Origin of the sequence: Streptomyces sichuanensis, from assembly GCF_020328095.1 — a bacterium.
GTDB classification, from domain to species: domain Bacteria; phylum Actinomycetota; class Actinomycetes; order Streptomycetales; family Streptomycetaceae; genus Streptomyces; species Streptomyces cinnamoneus.
In genome coordinates this window covers 1-18,650 of sequence record NZ_JAIXMK010000088.1, presented here as the reverse complement: position 1 = coordinate 18,650, position 18,650 = coordinate 1, and the positions used below count along the sequence as shown (strand labels likewise).

General features: G+C 74.2%; 13 protein-coding genes. 10 read left to right on the top strand and 3 right to left on the bottom strand.

Annotated features, from left to right (window positions below):
* Nucleotides 1–118: 118 nt before the first annotated feature.
* From LE181_RS23225 to LE181_RS23195, 7 genes are all read left to right on the top strand, one after another.
* Nucleotides 119–3,586: a DNA polymerase III subunit alpha gene (locus tag LE181_RS23225; protein ID WP_225663431.1), complete on the top strand. Its 3,468-nt coding sequence runs from the start codon at nt 119–121 to the stop codon at nt 3,584–3,586.
* Nucleotides 3,583–4,668 carry a DNA polymerase Y family protein gene (locus LE181_RS23220; protein WP_372458469.1) on the top strand — a complete coding sequence of 362 codons (1,086 nt, stop codon included), beginning with the start codon at nt 3,583–3,585 and terminating at the stop codon, nt 4,666–4,668. Before LE181_RS23225 ends, LE181_RS23220 begins: the two co-directional genes overlap by 4 nt.
* 166 nt (nt 4,669–4,834) lie before the next feature.
* Entirely contained in the window at nt 4,835–5,716 is an 882-nt protein-coding gene (locus LE181_RS23215) for an esterase/lipase family protein (protein WP_225663429.1), read from the top strand.
* Between the two features lie 83 nt (nt 5,717–5,799).
* Nucleotides 5,800–6,309: a ribonuclease FAU-1 family protein gene (locus tag LE181_RS23210; RefSeq protein ID WP_225663428.1), complete on the top strand. Its 510-nt coding sequence runs from the start codon at nt 5,800–5,802 to the stop codon at nt 6,307–6,309.
* A 12-nt stretch (nt 6,310–6,321) separates the two neighbouring features.
* Nucleotides 6,322–7,842, top strand: coding sequence for a carboxyl transferase domain-containing protein (locus tag LE181_RS23205; RefSeq protein WP_225663427.1), 1,521 nt, complete (start codon nt 6,322–6,324; stop codon nt 7,840–7,842).
* Between the two features lie 137 nt (nt 7,843–7,979).
* The gene (locus LE181_RS23200) at nt 7,980–10,010 is read left to right on the top strand and encodes a hypothetical protein (RefSeq protein WP_225663426.1); all 2,031 of its coding nucleotides are present in this window, start codon (nt 7,980–7,982) and stop codon (nt 10,008–10,010) included.
* A 26-nt stretch (nt 10,011–10,036) separates the two neighbouring features.
* Nucleotides 10,037–10,411, top strand: a complete 375-nt coding sequence (locus LE181_RS23195; protein ID WP_225663425.1) for a GntR family transcriptional regulator — start codon at nt 10,037–10,039, stop codon at nt 10,409–10,411.
* Between the two features lie 32 nt (nt 10,412–10,443).
* On the opposite strand, the gene LE181_RS23190 is transcribed toward LE181_RS23195, so the two are convergent.
* Complete coding sequence (locus LE181_RS23190; RefSeq protein ID WP_225663424.1) at nt 10,444–11,550, bottom strand: DUF5925 domain-containing protein; 1,107 nt, start codon at nt 11,548–11,550, stop codon at nt 10,444–10,446.
* A gap of 113 nt (nt 11,551–11,663) precedes the next feature.
* Between LE181_RS23190 and LE181_RS23185 the strand changes: the two genes are divergently transcribed.
* From LE181_RS23185 to LE181_RS23175, 3 genes are all read left to right on the top strand, one after another.
* The gene (locus LE181_RS23185) at nt 11,664–13,049 is read left to right on the top strand and encodes a glycoside hydrolase family protein (protein WP_372458468.1); all 1,386 of its coding nucleotides are present in this window, start codon (nt 11,664–11,666) and stop codon (nt 13,047–13,049) included.
* A gap of 120 nt (nt 13,050–13,169) precedes the next feature.
* Nucleotides 13,170–13,424 (top strand): hypothetical protein, encoded by a 255-nt coding sequence (locus LE181_RS23180; RefSeq protein WP_225663422.1) that lies wholly within the window; start codon nt 13,170–13,172, stop codon nt 13,422–13,424.
* A 2-nt stretch (nt 13,425–13,426) separates the two neighbouring features.
* Nucleotides 13,427–14,062 (top strand): hypothetical protein, encoded by a 636-nt coding sequence (locus LE181_RS23175; protein ID WP_225663421.1) that lies wholly within the window; start codon nt 13,427–13,429, stop codon nt 14,060–14,062.
* 16 nt (nt 14,063–14,078) lie between these two features.
* Here LE181_RS23175 and LE181_RS23170 read toward each other — a convergent pair whose 3' ends face one another.
* Both LE181_RS23170 and LE181_RS23165 read right to left on the bottom strand, forming a co-directional pair.
* Nucleotides 14,079–17,750, bottom strand: a complete 3,672-nt coding sequence (locus LE181_RS23170) for a lipopolysaccharide biosynthesis protein (RefSeq protein ID WP_372458467.1) — start codon at nt 17,748–17,750, stop codon at nt 14,079–14,081.
* On the bottom strand, nt 17,743–18,543 hold the full coding sequence (locus tag LE181_RS23165) for a polysaccharide deacetylase family protein (RefSeq protein WP_225663420.1): 801 nt from the start codon (nt 18,541–18,543) through the stop codon (nt 17,743–17,745). Before LE181_RS23165 ends, LE181_RS23170 begins: the two co-directional genes overlap by 8 nt.
* Nucleotides 18,544–18,650: the final 107 nt, after the last annotated feature.

Here is an 18,650-nt window from a genome sequence, read left to right as displayed (position 1 = left end):
GGGCGGCCGTGCGGGCGGTTCATTCGCACGTCTATTCGTACGGACGTTCGAGAAGTGGTTTATGGTGGAGAAGGAGGGGCGGTTTTCGGCCAGGGGGGAGCGAGCGGCAGGAGGTGCGATGGCGGGACGTCCGGCATTCACACACCTGCACACCGCTTCGGGCTTCTCGATGCGCTACGGGGCCACGCACCCCGAGCGCCTGGCCGAGCGGGCCGCCGAGCGCGGCATGGACGCCCTCGCCCTCACCGACCGCGACAGCCTCGCCGGCGCCGTCCGCTTCGCCCGGGCCGCCGCCGGGGCCGGAGTGCGGCCGCTGTTCGGCGTGGACCTGGCCGTACGGGAGCCGCTGCCGGCGCCCGGGCCCACGACGCGCCACCGCGCCCCGGTGCGCGGCGGGGCCTTCGTCGACGAGTCGGCACCCCGCACCGTCTTCCTCGCCCGCGACGGCGCGGCCGGCTGGGCCGCGCTGTGCGGGCTGGTCTCCGCCGCCCATGCGGCCGGTGCCGAGCGCCCCGAGCTGACCCGCCCCGACCTGGCCCGGGCCGCCGCCGGCCTCCGTGCCCCGCTGACCGTCCTGCTCGGCCCGGACTCCGAGGTCGGCCGCGCGCTCGCCGCCGGACGCCCCGACCGGGCCGCGCGCCTGCTGGAGCCCTGGCGCGAGATGTTCGGCGACGGCCTGCGCCTGGAGGTCGTCCGGCACGGCCGCACCGGCACCGGCCCCGGCTCCCTGCGACTCGCCGCCCGCACCGCCGGCTTCGCCGCGGATCAGCGCGTACGGGCCGTCCTGACCAACGCCGTCCGCTACGCCGACCCCGGCCAGGGGCCCGTCGCCGACGTCCTCGACGCCGCCCGCCGGCTGGTGCCCATCGACCCCCGCCGGCCCGGGTCCCTCGACGACGGCGAACGCTGGCTCAAGGACCCGGCCGCCATGGCCGCCGTCGCCGAAGAGGTCGCGGAGGCCGCCGGCCTGCGCCGCGCGGCCGCGCACCGGCTGCTCGCCATGACCGAGGAGACCGCCGCCGAGTGCCTCGTCGACCCCGCGGACCACCTGGGCCTGGGCTCCGTCCACTTCCCCGAGCCCCATCTGGTCGGCGCCGGCCACCGCACCGCCGCCCGCGTGCTGCGCTCCCGCTGCGCCGGGGCGATGGTGCTGCGCGGCCACGGCCGCGACCGCCGCTACTGGGACCGGCTGGACGCGGAGCTGGACACCATCGAACGGCGCGGCTTCCCCTCGTACTTCCTCACCGTCGCCCAGGTCGTCGACGACGCCCGCGCCCTCGGCATCCGCGTCACCGCCCGGGGCTCCGGCGCCGGCTCGCTGGTCAACCACCTGCTCGGCATCGCCCACGCCGACCCCGTCGCGCACGGCCTGCTGATGGAGCGCTTCCTGTCGGTGGAGCGGCAGGTGCTGCCCGACATCGACATCGACGTGGAGTCCGCACGCCGTCTGGACGTCTACCGCGCGATCTTCGACCGCTTCGGCGAGGAGCGGGTCGCGACCGTCTCCATGCCCGAGACCTACCGCGTCCGGCACGCCGTGCGGGACGTGGGCGCCGCCCTCGGCATGGAACCCGCCGCAGTGGACCGGATCGCCAAGGCGTTCCCGCACATCCGCGCCCGCGACGCCCGTGCGGCCCTGGTCGAACTGCCCGAGCTGCGCGACGTCGCCGCCGGGCCCCACGGCCTCGCCGACACCCGGCTGTGGGGGCTGGTCGAGGCGCTGGACGCACTGCCGCGCGGCATCGCCATGCATCCGTGCGGGGTGCTGCTCTCGGACGCCTCGCTGCGCGCCCGCACCCCCGTCGTGCCCACCAGCGGCGAGGGCTTCGCCATGTCGCAGTTCGACAAGGACGACGTGGAGGAGCTCGGGCTGCTCAAGCTCGACGTGCTGGGCGTGCGGATGCAGTCCGCCATGGCGCACGCGGTGGGGGAGATCCAACGGGCCACCGGGCGCCGCATCGACCTCGACGACCCCGCACAGGTGCCGCCGGGCGACCGGGCGACGTACGAGCTGATCCGTTCCACCGAGACGCTGGGCTGCTTCCAGATCGAGTCGCCCGGTCAGCGGGACCTGATCGGCAGGCTGCAGCCCGCCACCTTCCACGACCTCGTCGTCGACATCTCGCTGTTCCGGCCGGGCCCGGTCGCGGCCGACATGGTCCGGCCCTTCATCGAGGCCCGGCACGGACGCGCCCCCGTGCGGTACCCGCACCCCGACCTCGCCGGGGCGCTGGCGGAGACCTACGGCGTGGTCGTCTTCCACGAGCAGATCATCGAGATCCTGCGGATCATGACCGGCTGCGGCCGGGGCTTCGCGGACGAGACCCGCCGCGCCCTGTCCGACCCGGCCAAGGTGGGCCGGGTCCGGGCCTGGTTCGCGGAGAAGGCCGAGGAGCACGGCTACGCACCGGAGGTCGTCCGCCGCACCTGGGAGATCGTCGAGGCGTTCGGCAGCTACGGCTTCTGCAAGGCGCACGCCGTGGCCTTCGCCGTCCCGACGTACCAGTCGGCCTGGCTCAAGGCCCACCACCCGGCGGCCTTCTACGCCGGGCTGCTCACCCACGACCCCGGGATGTACCCCAAGCGGCTGCTGCTCGCCGACGCCCGGCGGCGGGGAGTGCCGATCCTGCCGCTGGACGTGAACCGGTCGGGCACGGCCTATTCGATCGAACTGATGTCCGATGACGTGTGGGGCCTCCGCCTCGCCCTCTCCGAGGTGCACGGCATCTCCCGGGCCGAGGCGCAGCGCATCGTGACCGGCCGCCTCCAGGGCCCGTACACCTCGCTCCAGGACCTGTGGCGGCGCGCCCGGCCCGGCAGGCCGGTGGCCGAACGGCTGGCGCGGGTCGGTGCGCTGGACGCCTTCGGCGCCAACCGCCGGGACCTCCTGCTGCACATCGCCGAACTGCACGGCCGCCGGGACCCCGACGGCGTCGTCCAGCCCACGCTGATCGACAGCGCCGCGGCCGGGCCGATCGGCCTGCCCGACCTGGACGCGCGGGAGCGGCTCGGCGCCGAGCTGGAGGTCCTCGGCATGGACACCTCCCGCCACCTGATGTCCGACCACCGGGCGTTCCTGACCGAGCTGGGCGCGATCCCGGCCCGGCGGCTGCGCGACGCCCGGCACGGCGAGACCGTCCTCGTCGCCGGCGCCAAGGCCGCCACCCAGACCCCGCCGGTCCGCTCGGGCCGCCGGGTCATCTTCACCACCCTCGACGACGGCACGGGCCTGGTCGACTGCGCCTTCTTCGACGACAGCCACCCCGCGTGCGCGCACACGGTCTTCCACTCGTGGCTGCTGCTCGTCCGCGGCGTGGTCCAGCGCCGCGGCCCGCGCAGCCTGAGCGTGGTGGGCGCGGCGGCCTGGGACCTGGCACGGCTCGCCGGGCTCCGCGAGGAGGGCGGGCTGGCGGCGGTGGCCGAGGTCCTGGCGGCAGGCGCGGCTCCTGCCGGCACCGCCCCGGGCCGGAGCATCCAGCTGCCCACCGGCTACGCCATGCACCCGTGGGCCGACCTGCAGCCCGCGGGCGAGGGCACGGCCACGGGGCGCAAGCTGTGGCACGCGAGCCAGGGGAGTGCGGGATGAACGCGCGAAGGCTTTCCCCGGTCCCGCCCCTTCCGGAGACCGGGGACAGGCCCCCGGCCCCCCGGACCGCGCTGCACGCGGCATTCGGAACAACCGTCCTGTACGTGCACTTCCACCCCGGCGCCGGCGCGGGCCACCTCGACGAGGAGACCTACGACGGTCTCCTCGCGCTGCTCGCCGAAATCACCCCCGCCGTGCAGGCGCTGCCCCCCGACGCCGCGCTCATGGACGTCCGCGGCGCCGTGCGCTACTTCGGGCACGACCCGGCCGAACTCGCGGAGTTGCTCCGCGTCCGCACCCTCGCCCGCTACGGCGTCGACTGCACCGTCGGCATCGCCGCCAACCCCATGCTCGCCAGGATGGCCGCACAGGACGGCGCCCCCGGGGCGGTCCGCACCCTCGGCGCGGGCCCGGACGACGTCGCCGCGTTCCTGGCCCGCAAGCCCGCCGCGGCGCTCTACGGCGTGGGGCCCGCCACGGCCCGCACCCTGTGCTCGTACGGCCTCGACAGCATCGGCCGGATCGCCGCCGCGCCGCTCCCCGCGCTGCAGCGCATCCTCGGCCCGGCCGCCGGGCTGCGGGTCCACGAGCGGGCGCGCGGCCTCGACCCCACGCCCGTCACCCCGGACACCCGGGCCCGCTCCCTGGGCGCCGAACACCGCTTCGACGGCGACGAGCTGGACCCGGACCACCGGCGCCGCGCGCTGCTCGCGCTCGCCGACGGGCTGGGTGCCCGGCTGCGGGGCGGCGGACAGGCCGCCCGCGGCCTGAAGCTCACCGTCCGCTACGCCGACGGCTCCAGCACCACCCGCAGCCGGACCTTCGCCGAACCGACCGCGCACACCCCCGACCTGACCGCCGCGGCCTATGCGCTGCACGCCGCCCTCGCGCTGCAGCGGGCCAGGGTCCGGGCCGTGGCGCTGCGCGCGGAGGGGCTGTGCGACGCCCAACGGGCCGCGCACCAGCTCACCTTCGACTCCGCCGACGAGAAGGCGCGGCGCGTGGAGGCCGCCGTCGACCGGGCGCGGGCGCGCTTCGGCATGGCGGCCGTGGGGCCGGCATCGACGCTGCACGTGGCCTGAAACCACTCCTTTACGATTTCTGGCAACTTGCTTGACGAAAGCAAAAGTTACCCATCAATCTACTCGCACGTCAGTTAACGCCCTTTTAGCACGCCTTTACCAAGCCTGAAACATGTGTTCCCGGCGTGACGAGGCGTGCCCACCCCCCACCTGCGAGGAGTCACCTGTGGTGCTGCGCCGCGTGTTCCGGAGACCGATCACGTCCCTCGGGGCCGCTCTTGCCCTGACCTTTGCACTGTCGGCGATTCCGGGGACCGCGGCGGCGGCCCCCGCCGGTGCGGACGTCGTCCGCAGTGGCTGGAACGACTTCTCCTGCAAGCCCTCCGCCGCCCACCCGCGGCCCGTCGTCCTCGTGCACGGCACGCTGGAGAACGCGACCAGCAACTGGTGGGCCTTCGCCCCCTACTTGGTCAACCGGGGCTACTGCGTCTTCTCCTTCGACTACGGCAAGCTGCCCGGCATCCCCGCGTTCCACGGCCTCGGACCGGTCGCGAAGTCGGCCGAGCAACTCGCCGGCGACGTCGACAAGGTGCTGGCAGCCACCGGAGCCGACAAGGTCGACATCGTCGGTCACTCGCAGGGCGGGATGATCCCCCGTCAGTACATGAAGTTCAACGGCGGTGCGAAGAAGGTGGGCGCCCTGGTGGGCATCGCCCCCAACAGCCACGGCACCACCCTCTCCGGTATCGCCAGGCTGCTGGACGTCGTCCCCGGCGCACGCGAGGTGATCGACGGCACCGCCCCCGGCCTGACCGACCAAGTCGTCGGCTCCGAGTTCATGAACCGCCTCAACGAGGGCGGCGACACCGTCCCCGGCGTCCGCTACACCGTCATCGCGACCCGCTACGACGAGGTCGTCACGCCCTGGCGCACGCAGTTCCTCTCCGGTCCGAACGTCCGCAACGTCACGGTCCAGGACCTCTGCCCGGTCGACATCTCGATGCACCTGACCGTCGGCACGATCGACCGCGTCGCCTTCCACGAGGCCGCCAACGCCCTCGACCCCGCGAACGCCACGCCGGCGAACTGCGCGTCGATGGTCAGCTAGGGGCGCCGCCGCACGGGTGGCCTTCGCCGCCGCCCTGCGGTAAATCGCTGGTGTCCCGGCCCGGCCCGGGAGACCCTGCGATCATGAGCGACGCACTCACCCTCACGTCCGGCACCACCACGACCGTCTCCCTCCTCAAGGCGGGCCGCACCAAGATCCGCTATCCGGCCGAGGTCCTGGCCGACGACGGCGCGCACGTCGTCGTCAGGGCCCCCTGGGCCGGGGAGGGCGACAAGGACTTCGGGTTCGTGCGGTTCGAGGCGGGGGACGTCTTCACCGAGCACTACTGGCGCGACCGCTGGTACTCCGTCAAGGAGGTGTGGGCCGCCGACGGGACGCGCAAGGGCTGGTACTGCGACGTCGCGCGGCCCGCCCGCGTCACGGCGGACGGCGTCGAGGCCGAGGACCTCGACCTGGACCTGTGGCTCTCCGGCGACGGACGCACCGTACTGCGCCTGGACGAGGACGAGTTCGCCGAGAGCGGGCTGGCCGAGCGCGAGCCGGAGACGGCGGACGCGGCGTGGCGGGCGCTGGACGAGCTGGAGGGGCTGGCCCGGTCGGGCGGCTTCGAGGCCCTGCTCGCCGTGGCATGACAGGCTGACGGTATGACCGACACCGGCAAGCGCACCTCCGCCCTCGATCTCCTCCTGGCCGTCGTGGACCCCGGCAGCTGGCGGTGCTGGGACGAGCCCGTCGCGCTGACCACGGACGATCCCGAGTACCGCGCCGATCTGCTCGCCGCCCGGGAGCTGACCGGCCTGGACGAATCGGTGATCACCGGTGAGGGGCGGGTGCGCGGCCGCCGGGTCGCCCTGGTGGCCTGCGAGTTCCGTTTCCTCGCCGGGTCCATCGGCGTCGACGCGGGGGAGCGGCTGGTGCGGGCCGTGGAGCGGGCCACCGCCGAGCGGCTGCCGCTGCTGGCGGCTCCCGCGTCGGGCGGCACCCGGATGCAGGAGGGCACCATCGCCTTCCTGCAGATGGTGAAGGTCACCGGTGCGATCACCGACCACAAGGCGGCCGGGCTGCCCTACCTCGTCTACCTCCGGCACCCCACGACCGGCGGAGTGCTCGCCTCATGGGGGTCGCTGGGCCACCTCACCGCCGCCGAACCGGCCGCCCTCATCGGCTTCCTGGGCCCGCGCGTCCACGAGGCGCTCTACGGCGAGGAGTTCCCGCCGGGCGTCCAGGTCGCCGAGAACCTGCTGGCCAACGGGCTGGTGGACGCCGTGCTGCCGGCCGGGCGGCTGGCGGAGGTGGCGGCCCGGGCACTGTCCGTCCTGACCGCGGACGGGGCGGGCCGGGTGGCTGCCGCTCCCCTCGATCCGCCCGGCGCCCGCCCCGACGTGCCCTCCGCCGAGGAATCGATTCGCCGCTCGCGCCGGCCCGACCGGCCCGGCGTACGGGAATTCCTGCGCGCCGCCGCCACCCACATCACGCTGCTCAGCGGCACGGGAGCGGGGGAGCGCGACCCGGGGCTCCTGCTCGCGCTCGCACGGGTCGGCGGCACTCCCTGTGTGGTCCTCGGCCACGACCGCGGCAGCCACCCGGACCCGGCCGCCGGCCAGGCCCTCGGCCCCGCCGGGCTGCGGGCGGCCCGCCGCGGCATGCGCATCGCGGCCGAGCTCGGCCTTCCGCTGCTCACCGTGGTGGACACCGCCGGAGCCGCGCTCTCGCGCGAGGCCGAGGAGGGCGGGCTCGCGGGGGAGATCGCCCGCTGCCTGGCCGACCTGGTGAACCTCCCCGCACCGACCCTCTGCCTGCTGCTGGGGCAGGGAGCCGGCGGCGCCGCCCTCGCACTGCTCCCGGCGGACCGCGTCGTGGCGGCACGGCACGCGTGGCTGTCGCCGCTGCCGCCCGAGGGGGCGTCGGCGATCCTGCACCGGACGACCGACCGCGCCTACGAGGTGGCCGCGCGCCAGGGAGTGCGCTCCGCCGACCTCCTGGCGAACGGGATCGTGGACCGCATCGTGGAGGAGGACGCCGCGCAGGGCGACTTCCTCGCGGCCCTCGGCCGTGTGATCGGAGCGGACATGGCGGCTCTCAGGGCGCGTGACCAGAACGAACGGCGCGCCGATCGACGCGCACGCTACCGGCGCCTCGGCGTTGCGGGCGGCTTCCCCGCATAGGGGCGGAGGGCGGAGAGACCACCGCCCGGTGGCTCCCGTTCAGCTCCCGTTTGACACCGGACCCCGGGGGACCCAGTGTCGGAAGGGAGCGACGTGGTCGCAGCGATTCACCCGGCCGGCACTGGCAGGGGGTCCCCATGCGAAGTGCGCAATCCGTGCGCTACGGGAATCTTGAGATCGAGCTGCCCGGCGACACCGGCGGCCGGATCAGGAGAGTGCCGCCCGCAACGCCTGCCCCGGAGATCGTTCTGCGGAGGGTCCTCACGGCTCCTCCGCCGTCCCTGTTCCTGGGGCGTGAGGAACAGCTGCAGGACGTGCGCAGTGCGATGGCGTCCCGGCGCCCCATCGAGTTCCACGCGCCGTGCGGACTCGGTACCACGACCCTCCTGCAGGCCGTAGCCGCCGATCCCGGCCGGCACGGTGTGCCGGCTGTGTTCCTGCAGGCCGGTGATGACGACGCGAGGGAACTGCTGCAGCGCGTTTTCGCCGCGTTCTACGCCTGCGACCCGCCCATGGTGCCCACCCCCGAGCAGCGTGCCGAAGCGCTCGCCGGGATGAACGCCGTGGTGGTGCTCGACGACGTGAGAGGCGGCTTCGAACAGGTGGGGCCGCTGATCGACGATCTTCCCGGCTGCGTTTTCGTGCTCGGTACGCCCCTTCCGGTCCTCGGACGCCACGGGGTGTCGCGGAACCTGCCCGGCCTCTCCGACGCCGCGGCCCTGGAACTGGTGGCGCGCGAACTGGACAGGCCCTTGACGGAGCTGTCCGGGCCCGAACAGTGGGCCGTGACGCGGTTCGTGGAGGCAGCGGAAGGCCGGCCCCTGCGCCTCAGACAGGGCGTTGCCCTGGTGCGCGAGGGCGAGTGCACGTTCGACGATCTCACCGAGTACGTCCGGCGTGACCCGCAGACCCTCGACCGGCTCGCCCTCGACGCGCTCGCCGAAAGCGAACGCCGCGTGCTGGCCGTTCTGGCCCTGGCGGCAGGCTCGCTGCTCCCCGGTGAGCTCCTGACGGTCATGAGCGATGTCGACGGTGCCGTCGAGGCCCTGCGGAAGCTGCGCCGACGCGGTATGGCGGAGCAGCGCGACGACCGGTTCGGATTGCCGGTGTGCCGGGCCGACGGCTACCGGCCCACCCTGTTCGCGTACCTCAACCTGTCCCATGCCGTCCACGAACTCGGCAGCTGGCTGGGCGCCCGCGATCCGGACGGCGAGGAGACCGAGGACGCGATCACGGCGGCCGTGTCCGTGATCGCCTTCGTGGCCGAGCGCCGCGAGTGGCAGGCCGTGATCCGCCTGGTGCGGGAAATCCAGCCGATTCTGGCGCTGAAGGGCCGCTGGGAAGCCTGGAATCACGTGCTCACCGAGGGGATCGAGGCGGCCAGGGCGGCCGGCGACCAGGCGTCCGAAGCGCTCTTCACCAACCAGCAAGGACTGCTCGACTTCTGCGGGGACCGACTCGACGCCGCGCGGGACTGCTTCGAAAAGGCCCGTGACCTGTGGGAACGGCTGGGCGACGGAGCCGGATCGGCAGTCGCCCTGCACAACCTCGCACAACTCCGTCCCGTGGTCGGCCAACCCGCGTCCGCGTCCACGTCCTCTTCACCGTCCCCTTTCCCGCCCTCGTCTTCGCCCCCGTCCCCGCCTCGGCAACGGCACGGGCCACCGCGCCGTAAGCTCTGGTGGGCCGTTGCCGCGGCATGCGCCGCTGTCGCCCTCGTCGGCGGCATCGCCATCAGTGCCCTCGTCTCGGGCGGAGACGGCTCGTCCGGTGGTACGTCCGGAGACACGGACACGTCCTCTCCTTCTCCTGCGTCGGTCGCCGGTACCTACGCCCGAGGCGAGGGTCGCACGCAAGTGCGCCTGCTCCTGGAGCCCGCCGGTTCCGATGCCTACCGGGCGACCGGGACGCAGGACGGAAGCCACGGCACCGACCCTGCGACGTGCGAGCAGGAGTTGGGGAACGAGCCGAAGGTGGATCCCGCGGACGCCGTCATCAGGGGCGACGGATCCACCTACGCGGGCACGTTCATCCAGGTGGTTCCGGGAACGACGGCCGGCACGTGCCGCTACCTGGCGTACAACGTGACCCTTCAGGTCGTCGACCAGGACACGGTGCGGATGTGTCCTCAGACGCTCGGGTGCACCACCTACCAGCGCTCGGAGTAGCGAGAAAAGAGCGCACAATGGTCGGCATGGCCTTGCAGATGACCGTCGACCCGGACGCCACCGAACCCCCCTACGAGCAGATCCGCGCCCGCATCGCCGACCGGGCCCGCTCCGGCGAGCTCCCCGTCGGCTACAAGCTGCCGACCGTGCGCGGCTTCGCGGAGGACCTGGGGGTGGCGGCGAACACGGTGGCCAAGGCGTACCGTGCACTGGAGGCGGACGGGGTCATCGAGACCCGCGGCCGCAACGGAACGTTCATCGCCGCCCCGGGCGACACGGCCGCCCGCGAGGCGGCCGCCGCGGCGGCGACGTACGCCCAGCGGGCCCACCGCCTGGGCCTGGACCGGCAGGCGGCTCTGGCAGCCGTCCAGGACGCGCTGCGGGTGGCGTACGGGGACTGAAAGCGCCCCCGTCCCGCCCGGCCCCTGCACCTCTACAGGTACAACCCGGCGTCCGCCCCGTCCTGCTGGCCCGGCACCGACGTCGGGCCGGCCCCCCGCCGTAGGGCGAAGAGCTCCGCCAGCGTCGCTCCGTGCCGGCCCACCCCCTCCTCGCGGCCCAGCCACGCCACCGCCTCGCGCCGGGTCAGCGGGCCCACCTCGATGCGGGCCAGGCAGCGGCCCGGCCGCACCACGGCCGGGTGCAGGCGCTCCAGGTCCTCGTTGGTGGTGACGCCCACCAGGACGTTGCGGCCCTGGCCCAGCAGACCGTCCGTCAGATTCAGCAGCCGCGAGAGGGCTTGGCCCGCCGCGTGCCGGGCCTCGCCGCGGATCAGCTCGTCGCAGTCCTCCAGGAGCAGCAGCCGCCAACGGCCGCCCTTCGCCGAGCCGTCGTCCTCGCCGATCGCGATGTCCATCAGATAGCCGACGTCGTTCAGCAGCCGCTCCGGATCCAGCACGCAGTCCACCTGGCACCAGTCCCGCCACGACCGCGCCAGCGTCCGCAGCGCGGACGTCTTGCCGGTGCCCGGCGGGCCGTGCAGGAGCAGCAATCGGCCGGCGATGTCGTCCGGGGTCACCTTCATCAGCCGGTCCATCGCATCGGCCACCGGCGCCGTGTAGTGGGCCCGGACCTCCTCCCACGTGCCGGCGGAGATCTGCCGCGTCGTGCGGTGCGGGCCGCGCCGCGGCGAGAGGTACCAGAAGCCCATGGTGACGTGCTCGGGCCGCGGCTCGGGGTCGTCCTCCGCGCCGTCCACCGCCTGCTCCAGCACCGCCTTGGCCAGCTCGTCGCTGACGGCCGTCACCGTCACGTCCGCACTGCGGTTCCAGCGGGCCGCCAGCAGCGACCAGCCCTCGCCCTCGGCGAGGATCGCCCTGCGGTCGTCGTCCCGGGCCGAGCGCACCACCCGGGCCTCGGGCGGCAGCAGCGAGGCACCGGAACGGACGCGCTCCATCGAGTGGCCCCGGGCGTAGGGCTGTTCGCCGCGCGAGAAGGGTCCGAGGAAGAGGGCGTCGATGACATCGGCCGGGGCATCGGCGTCCACGTTCAGCCGGACGAGCGGGGACGGCGGGCGGTCGTCACTCCTGTCGGCACACATGCCGCCCATGATCCGGCACGGATCGCCCCGGCGCACCCGGGTTTTCCCCGTTTCCGCCCCCGTTGGCCGAGAAGCCACCGCACACGCTTTCCGCCACGGATACCCTTTCCGTGATGGGACGTCATGGGGGAGGTCCAGCGTTGCTGCGGGCGACGTGGTGGCGGCGGTCGCGGCCGCCGCGGTGGCGGCTCGTGGCGCTGCTCACGGCCACGGCCCTCGCCCTCGCCGCGCTGGTCACCGCCGCCCTGCTGGCCCGGCAGCAGGGCGGCGACCGGGGCCGCCCGGACGCCGCCGCCCGCATAGGCTGGGGCTTCACCCACACCCAGTACAGCGCCGACCTCGGCCAGGACGCCGCCCGCCGCACCGCCGCCAAGACCCTCTCCGGCGCACCCCTGCCGCAGAACCAGCACATCATGGGCTGGGGCGCCGACAACCCCGAGCCGCGCCGCGGCCGTTACAACTTCACCGACCTGGACCGGCGTGTCGCGCTCATGCGCAGCACCGGCACCGCGCCCGTCCTCACGCTGTGCTGCGCCCCCGACTGGATGAAGGGCGGCGACGAGCACACCGACTGGTCGCAGAAGTCGCTGGAGACCGCCCCCGACCGCGCCCACTACAAGGACTTCGCCCGGCTCGCGGGTGTCATCGCCCAGCGCTATCCGGACGTGCGCCACTTCATCGTCTGGAACGAGTTCAAGGGCTTCTACGACGAATCGAGGAAGCGCTGGGACTACGAGGGGTACACCGAGCTCTACAACCTCGTCTACAAGGAGCTGAAGAAGCGGAACAGGCACGCCCTCGTCGGCGGTCCGTACGTCGTCATGGACAGCGAGGCCCCCGGCGACGACGCCAACGCCTCCCGGGTGAGCGGCCCGTGGGGGGCCGTGGACCAGCGTGCCGTCGACGCCCTGGAGTACTGGGACGAGCACAAGGAAGGGGCCGACTTCGTCGTCGTCGACGGCGCCAGCTACACCCGCACGGGCAACCGGCCCGTCCCCGACGAGTTCGCGGCCACCCGGAAGTTCGCCGACGTCACCACGTGGCTCGGCCGGACCACGGGCCTGCCGGTGTGGTGGGCCGAGTGGTACGTCGAGCCCGCCGACGAGCACGACGGCCGCAAGACGTGGACCGAGCCCCACCGCGTCGCCGTGCAGGCCAGCGCCATGATGCAGCTGGCGGGGGCGGGCGCGGCCGGCGCGTTCTACTGGAACCCCGAGGAACGGGGCGCCGACTGCCCCGGCTGCCTGTGGCGCAGTACCGAACTGCGCGACGGGGGAGGGGCGTTGCCCATGATGGACCTGCTCGCGCGGTTCGCCGGAGCCTTTCCGCCGGGCACGGACTTCCGCACCGCCGACGTGCCGGAGGAGGACCGCGCGCGGGTGCAGGTGCTGGCCGCCGGCAGCTCCGTCCTGGTCGTCAACACCCAGGACAGAGCGGTCGCGACGCGGGTCGACGGCCGTGCGGTCGAGCTCGCGGCCTACGAGGTCCGCTGGCTCTGAAGGCGTGCACACGGCCGGGGAATCACCCGTCCGGGGCGGGTCCGGGCTGTTGTCATCACCGCGGCCCGCGGAAAGACTTCCCCCTGCGCCCACCGCGCCGGGAACGAAAGGGAAGCCGCTGTGCCCGAGAACGCGAGTCAGGCCCTCGTCATCGTCGACGCGGAGGAGAACTACTACGTCCTGCCCCGGGAGACCGTCGAGACGGCGAAGGCCGCGCCCGAGGCCAGAGACGCCATCGAGGCACACCTGCGGGAGAGCGTGCGGATCCCGCTCGCCGGCGGCTACAGCTTCGCCGGCCTGCTGCAGCTGCCCGCCGCCAGCGAACTGGCCCACTACACCGCCGAGCCCTCCTGGCCCGTCGCCACCACCTCCTGACCGTGACCGCCGCCCCCGACGTGCTGCTGCACCGGACCACCGTCACCCGCGCCGAACAGCACGCCTTCGCCGCCCACGGCCACGTCCGCCTCCCCGGACTGTGGGACCGGGCGCTCGCCGGCCGTATCGCCGCGGAGGGCCGGGCCCGGCACGCCGCGGCCGTGATCCCGCGGCGCGGACCGCGCACCCCCGTCTCCGCCCGCCGCCTGCCCGCCCGGAACACCCCCGCCGCCGGCGGACCGCTGCTGGCCCGGATCCACCTGGCGCTGACCGGTGCGGCGCGGGCGCTCACCGGCCGGCTGCTCGTCCCCACCTTCGCCGCGTACGGTTACTACGAGAACGACGACGAGGTCTTCCTCCACATCGACACCGAGCAGTGCGGCCTGACGCTGCTGACCACCGCCTTCGGCGACGTCGGCCCGCTCCACGTCCACCCCGGCCTGACCGGCAGCACCATGGAGCGGCTCGGCGCCCTGGAGAGCGACCCCGCCTGGGACCGCCACGGCGGAACGCGCCTGACCTACCCGGACACCGGAGTCACCGCCCTGAACGGCCACGTCCTGCCGCACCACCGGCCCGGGAGCCGGACGCCGGGCCTGCGCGCCGTCGCCGCCCTGTGCTACCGGCCGCTGTTCTGAGGCGCTTCCGCCCCTCCTACGACATCGTCGCCAGCCGCCACGCCAGTACCCCCAGCACCACGGCCAGCAGCGGCAGCGCGAACCAGAACGTCCCCTGCAGCCACCGCAGCTGCCGCACCCCCGGCCGCGCCCCCACGCGCACCAGCTCCCGCGCCGTCAGCAGCACCAGCAGCATCCCCGCCGCCAGCGCACCGACCACCGTCACCGGCGTCCACGTCACCCGCGGCCCGGCGGGGCCCGGCCGCGGAGCGGGGGCGCTGCCGGCGGGTTTTTCCTTGAGCTCGTAGAGGACCGCGTCCTCGTTGCTGAGCACCCGGCGCAGCTCCGGCCGCCCGTCGAGGGAGCGCCGCAGCCGCTGCTCCCAGTCGGGGGCGTAGCCCGCGCTGAGCTCCAGATAGACCGACTGCCCGCGGCCCACCATGAGATAGGCGTGGGGGCCGGCCTGCTGCAGGGCGCTCACCAGGCCGGGCACCTGGGCGGGGTCGCGCGGGGCGAGGGCCGGTTCGTACAGCACGCGCTCCATGTCGCGCGCTCCCCACGGGATGGCGGGGGTGACGTCGGTGGCGGTGTTGCTGCTCAGCCACAGCAGACGGACGGTCGGCCGGTCGTGGCGGTAGACGTAGTCCATGGCCGCGACCTCGCCGGGGCGGACGCGTTCGAACGGCTCGTTGCCCCAGCGGGCCACCAGGAAGCCCAGCACGAGCACCAGGCCGGCGAGCAGCGCCGCCAGCGGCCCGCGCCAGACGCGGGCCTGCCGGGCGCCGGGGCGCGGGAAGAAGGCGAGCGCGGCGAGGGCGCAGGCACCGGGCAGGGCGAAGAGGAAGACGCGCAGGGCCACTTCGCCGCCGTAGGACTGCATGCCGAAGGCGAGGAACGGAACGCAGGCCAGGACCGGCAGGCAGACGTCGCCGAGCCCGGCGCGGCGGCGCCGCCACCAGCCCAGTGCGGCGCACGCCAGCACGCCGCCGGCGAGGGCGACGCGGACGTAGAGCACCATCTTGTGCGTGGCGCTGCCGCCCTCGATGCGGCCCGACACGGACGAGGAGAGATTGCCGCCCAGCGATCCCAGCCCGCCGAAGAGGTCGTCGAAGTGGCCCGACCAGTACGGCTCCGCCAGGAACCCCACCCACACCGCGAGCAGCACCCCGCACAGCAGGGGCAGCCCGGTCGGCGACAGCCGCCGCACCAGCACCAGGGCGGTGACGACGCCCAGCATGACGAAGGGCGTCAGCTGATGGCTGGCGACCGAGGCGGTGAACAGCACGATCGCCAGCGCCAGCAGGGCCACGCGCGTGCCGCGGCCGGCCGGCACGACCTCCTGCTCGCCGGGCAGCAGCCGGCCGCGCAGCTGCCCCGGCCAGCGGAACCACACCAGCAGGACGGCCACGAACAGCAGGTAGAAGAAGTAGTTGAGGGACTGGGGGGAGAAATAGTCCTGCCCCACCCAGCCGGACAGCGCGAACAGCCAGAGCGCCGTCCACGTCGCCCGCCAGCTTGCCCGGACCGCGCGCATCAGCAGCCACAGCGGTGCCAGGCAGAGCAGCTGGACGGCCAGCGGCCACCAGCGCAGCACCTCGGTGAGGTCCTCCACGCCGCAGGCGCGGGCGGCGAACGCGGCCAGGGCGAAGAAGCCGGGCCAGCTCCAGCGCGCGTCGAGGTCGGGCGCGGCCACCCCCGTGCGGTCGATGAAGTCCAGGAAGCCCAGGTGCTGCCAGGCCGTGGCGAAGCGCGGGCGGTCCTCCAGGAGCGCGGGCACCGCATGCAGCGACACCACCGTCACCAGCAGCACCGTCAGCAGCAGCCAGGGGCGCGGGCGGGGCAGCGACAGCGCGCCCGCGAAGCACACCACGAGCAGCCCGGCGCCCAGCAGCGTCGCCACCGGCAGGACGGACACCAGCCCGAACCCGCCCATGCCGTCCAGGTCCACCTCGCCCACGGCCGTCAGCGGCAGCCAGTACAGCGCCAGCGCACCGGCCAGCAGCACCTGCACCAGCCGGGCCGCCGTCTCCGGCGTGCGCCACCGGCGCACACGGCGCACGGGCGTGGCCACCGGCAGCGCCGCGGACACCGGCGGCTCCTCCGCCTTCTTCCCGGCGGCCTTCTTCTCCGCCTGCTCCGCCCCTCTCTCCGGCCCCTCGGGGCCGGGCCGGACGTCCGGGCGGCGCTCCGGATGGTCGATGTCCAGCCGCACGCCCAGCGGGACGGTGTCCGGATCGAGCGCCGAGCGCAGCGCCCAGCGGGTGCCGAGCGAGCGGGTCTCACGCTCCTTCGCGCCGTCGTCCCGCCGGTCGCCGTGCACCGCCAGGTCCGCCAGGTCGCCGTCGGGCGGCGTCTCGTCGGCGCCGGAGGAGGGCGCCGGAGCCGCTGCCCTGAGCACTCCCCGCAGCTTCACCGCCGCGATGCCCGTGATCACCGTCAGGCTGCAGATCTCCGCGACCCCCGCGCCCGTCAGCCCCATCCGGGGCAGCAGCACCAGCGTCAGCCCCAGCACCAGCAGACACAGCAGCCCCTGCAGATAGGCCAGCCCGGCCGTCCGGCTCTGCGCCCGCAGCACCGCGAAGTAGACCTCCATGACCACCCGCAGCGCCGCACCCACCGCGAACCACCGCAGCAGCGGCGTCGCCGCCTCCGCGTATCCCCGGCCGAAGACCCGCAGGACGTAGGGGGCCAGGAGGAACAGCAGCACACAGACCGGCACCATGATCCTGGCCATCCGGCGCAGCGCGGCCCGGCAGTTCTCCGCCAGCCGCGCCGGGTCGTGCGAGCCCTCCACCGTCAGCGAGGCACCCATGTTGATCGCCAGCAGGTTGACCGTGCCGGCGATGGTGGAGGTGATGTAGAAGTAGGCGTTGTCGGCGGAGCTGACCTGGGCGGCGATGATCACCGGGACGAGATAGACCACCGCCAGGGAGAACAGCGACCCGGTGTAGTCCCCGGCCAGGAAACGCCCCATCTCCCGGGGCGACGCCGGGCACGCGCTGTCCTCGGTCGCCCGTACGTGCGCGGGCACCAGCCGCCGGAACACCAGCCAGCCCAACGGCACCACCGACACCGCGATGGAGACCACCCAGGACACGAACACCCCGGACACCGGCAGCGCCACCGCCAGCCCCACCAGCAGCGCCAGCTTCACCGCCGAGAAGACCGTGTTGCCCACCGGCACCCAGAACGCACTGCGCAGCCCCGTCAGCACCCCGTCCTGCAGGGTCAGCAGCGACCAGGCCACCACCGCCGCCACGAACCCGAGCCCCGGCAGCCATCCGTGCAGGAAGCGGTAGGAGGGCCCCCAGAGGTCCAGCGTGGCCAGGAACGCCCCGGCCGCGATGGCGACCAGCACCGAACTGCCCGCGTACGTCCGCAGCACCAGGGCGCCCGTCGTCCGCCCCGCCACCGGGATGAAACGGGCCAGCGCCCCCGTCAGCGTCACCGCCGTCAGCCCCGCCAGCAGCTTCATCGCGGCGATGGCCGCCGAGCCCTGACCGACCGACTCCTCGGTGTAGTACCGGGCGGCGACCAGCCAGAACCCCACCCCCAGGACGGCACTGATGCCCGTGTTGAGCATCAGCGCGAAGGCATTGCGGAACAACGGACTGCCGACGCCGCGCCCGGGCAGCCGCAGCCGGCGGGACGCCGGCTCCTCGGCTCTGCCCTCGGTGCGTTCCTCGATCGGCGCGGACGTGTCAGGCACAGGCTTCGGTCGCTTTCCTGATGGCGCTGCGGCTGCGGCGGACGACGGCGTACCCCTTGGTCAGGACCCGGTCCCCGGCGAAGAGCCGACCGAGGCCCCGGCCCTCCACCAGCCGTTCGAACTCGGCGATCCCCGTGGTGCGGCGCACGGTCACCCGCTCCAGGGCGTAGGGGCCCTGGCGACGCGTGGCCAGCGCGTTGCCCACGGCGAGCGAGACACCGAACCCGGCCGCGCGCACCGTACCGCGCACCCGGCGGCTGGAGTAGCCGTAGGGATAGGCGAACGACACGGGTGGGTGACCCAGTTCGGCCGTCAGAAGGTCACGGCAGTGCCGCACCTCGAACGACAGCCGCTCATCGGTCAGCTGATCGAGCTGCGGGTGCGTGTGGCTGTGCCCGCCGATCTCCACCCCCGCCGCGGCCAGCTCCCGGAGCTGGTCCCAGCTGAGCATCAGGTCGAGCGCGCCCCCGGTCTCGTGCGCGCCGCGCAGCCAGCCCGTGGACGCGAACAGCGTCGCCGCGAAGCCGTGCCCGGCCAGGACGGGCAGGGCGTAGCGGTGCACGCCCTCGTACCCGTCGTCGAACGTGATCAGCACCGGCTTGGGGGGCAGCCGCCCGCCCCCGCGCCAGGCGGCGGCCAGCCGGCCGGCCGTCACCGGCGTGTGGCCGAAGTCGGCCAGCAGCCGCATCTGTTCGGCGAACGCCTCCGGCGAGACCGACAGGCCGTACGCCGCCCGGGCGGGCGAGTGCGCCACCGCGTGGTACATCAGGATCGGCACCGGGCCCGCGCTCATGCCCCGGCCCCCCGCCAGGGGGGCGCCGCCCCGGTCGGCTCCGGCGCCGGCACCGCGAAGCGGCCGCCGCCCCGGCGCGCCCGCAGGCTGCCCAGGGCGTAGCCCCC

Excerpts from the sequence above, each read along its gene's own strand:
- LE181_RS23225 (WP_225663431.1), top strand. The coding sequence starts at position 119 with ATGGCGGGACGTCCGGCATTCACACACCTGCACACCGCTTCGGGCTTC.
- LE181_RS23220 (WP_372458469.1), top strand. The coding sequence starts at position 3,583 with ATGAACGCGCGAAGGCTTTCCCCGGTCCCGCCCCTTCCGGAGACCGGG.
- LE181_RS23210 (WP_225663428.1), top strand. The coding sequence starts at position 5,800 with ATGAGCGACGCACTCACCCTCACGTCCGGCACCACCACGACCGTCTCC.
- LE181_RS23205 (WP_225663427.1), top strand. The coding sequence starts at position 6,322 with ATGACCGACACCGGCAAGCGCACCTCCGCCCTCGATCTCCTCCTGGCC.
- LE181_RS23200 (WP_225663426.1), top strand. The coding sequence starts at position 7,980 with ATGCGAAGTGCGCAATCCGTGCGCTACGGGAATCTTGAGATCGAGCTG.
- LE181_RS23195 (WP_225663425.1), top strand. The coding sequence starts at position 10,037 with ATGGCCTTGCAGATGACCGTCGACCCGGACGCCACCGAACCCCCCTAC.
- LE181_RS23190 (WP_225663424.1), bottom strand. The coding sequence starts at position 11,550 with ATGTGTGCCGACAGGAGTGACGACCGCCCGCCGTCCCCGCTCGTCCGG.
- LE181_RS23185 (WP_372458468.1), top strand. The coding sequence starts at position 11,664 with ATGGGACGTCATGGGGGAGGTCCAGCGTTGCTGCGGGCGACGTGGTGG.
- LE181_RS23165 (WP_225663420.1), bottom strand. The coding sequence starts at position 18,543 with ATGAGCGCGGGCCCGGTGCCGATCCTGATGTACCACGCGGTGGCGCAC.